Source organism: Mesorhizobium sp. M2A.F.Ca.ET.039.01.1.1 (genome assembly GCF_003998035.1).
In the GTDB taxonomy this organism is placed as follows: domain Bacteria; phylum Pseudomonadota; class Alphaproteobacteria; order Rhizobiales; family Rhizobiaceae; genus Mesorhizobium.
Map to the genome: position 1 here is coordinate 1 of NZ_RZRY01001041.1, position 1,711 is coordinate 1,711.

Here is a 1,711-nt window from a genome sequence, read left to right on the forward strand (position 1 = left end):
CTCTTCCCGTTCATGCCGTTCCCGACACCTTTGCTCAACGAGCATGGCGAGCTGATCGGCGCGGTCAACATGTTGTTCGATCTCACTGACCGGAAGCGGGGCGAGGATGCTGCCCAGCACCTCTCGGCGGTTGTTGAGTCCTCGTTCGATGCGATCATAAGCAAGAACCTCGGCGGCTTCATCAAAACCTGGAACCAGGGTGCTGAGCGGCTTTTCGGCTACACCGCAGAGGAGGCTGTTGGCAAGCACATTACGATGCTGTTCCCGCCCGAGTATCGAGACGAAGAGGCCATGATCATCGAGCGGATCCGCAACGGTGACCGGGTCGAGAGTTTCGAAACCATCCGTCGCCGCAAGGACGGCACCGACATTCCCGTCTCCCTCACGATCTCTCCCGTGCGCGACGGCGCCGGCCGTATCGTCGGCGCCTCCAAGATCGCCCGCGACATCACATCCGCGAAGGAAAGCGAGGAGCGCATCCGCATGCTGATGCGCGAAGTCAACCACCGGGTGAAAAACCAGTACGCTGTGATCCTGTCGATGATCCGCGAGACCAACAAACGCTCGGGGAGCCCTGACGTTTTCGAGAAGCAGGTCCGTGAGCGCATCATGGCGCTGTCGAGATCTCACGACCTGCTTGTATCCGCCGACTGGAAGGGTGCGACGGTGGCAGATCTTCTGCTGGCCCAGGCCAAGCCGTTCGGACGCGAGGACGCCATCGGCCTGCACGGCCCTGCCCTGGTCCTAACCCCCAACGCTGTACAGTATCTCGGGATCGCCTTTCATGAACTGTGCACCAACTCCGCCAAGTACGGGGTGCTGTCCGGCCGCAAGGGCTCGATCACGCTGAACTGGAAAGTGACTGACGAGGACGGCGACCGCACGTTCCAACTGACGTGGACCGAGAAGGATGGGCCCCGGGTCAAGGCTATCGCCCATGATGGATTCGGTACCGTCGTGCTCAACCGGGTGGCGCCGGCGGCGCTGAACGGGACTGGCGGGGTGACCTATGATGCTGACCAGGTGGTCTGGGCGCTCCAGGCGCCCCTTTCCTATGTAGAAGCGTTCCAGCGCGGGGCAGCGTAGTGCGGTAGGCCCCACCTCCATAATTAGGCAGGGTCAGCGGGGGCATCTTTGGTCCGGCCGACCTGGCGCGCGAGCTCGGCAAAGGGCGGCACGCCGGTCTCGTCCTGCGACAGGTTGGCCAGTTGCAGCAGTCGTAGCGGAAAGCAGATCGCCTCCCGGTGGGCCGGCGACATATCTTCGTACACACGCTCGTCGGCGGTGACGGACGCTTCGGCCCTGCGTAGAGCGTCGTCGATGGCGTCAATCGACAGCACGCCATGGTGCACCAGCGCATTGTTGATGGCCGCGACCGCCATCATCAGCCCTTCAAGCTGCAGGTTGGCGACGTTCATCGGTGGTGCTTGACATAGGCGCCGGGTTGACGGCCGCCCTTGGGCGCCTTGGCATCTTTGGAATGCTCCGCGATCGCGGGGCCGGAACCGGACACTTTCTCCGTTGCCGGCGAGGGTGTTGCGGGTCTGGGTTGCGGGCGGGAGGCGTCCTAGGGTTTTGTGCTCGTGGGATCGGCCATGCTCGTGCTCCGGAGTTGAACGCAGATCAACTTGGGAGACGGTGCTAAGTTCCCATACGTCCGGCATCTCAAGGGTTCGATGTGATGGCCGCGGTTCCCAGCACGGTAGGAAGC

General features: G+C 62.9%; 2 protein-coding genes. One reads left to right on the plus strand and one right to left on the minus strand.

The genetic code is table 11. From position 1 onward, the window contains the following. Positions 1-1,086: PAS domain S-box protein (locus tag EOA24_RS37035; RefSeq protein WP_127410767.1), on the plus strand; the 1,086-nt coding region annotated here is incomplete at its 5' end. Positions 1,087-1,109: 23 nt separating this feature from the next. On the opposite strand, the gene EOA24_RS37040 is transcribed toward EOA24_RS37035, so the two are convergent. Continuing rightward, positions 1,110-1,418, minus strand: coding sequence for a hypothetical protein (locus EOA24_RS37040; protein ID WP_127249416.1), 309 nt, complete (start codon positions 1,416-1,418; stop codon positions 1,110-1,112). Between the last annotated feature and the right edge of the window lie 293 nt (positions 1,419-1,711).

Coding starts and splice junctions, on each gene's coding strand:
- EOA24_RS37040 (WP_127249416.1), bottom strand. CDS start 1,418: ATGAACGTCGCCAACCTGCAGCTTGAAGGGCTGATGATGGCGGTCGCG.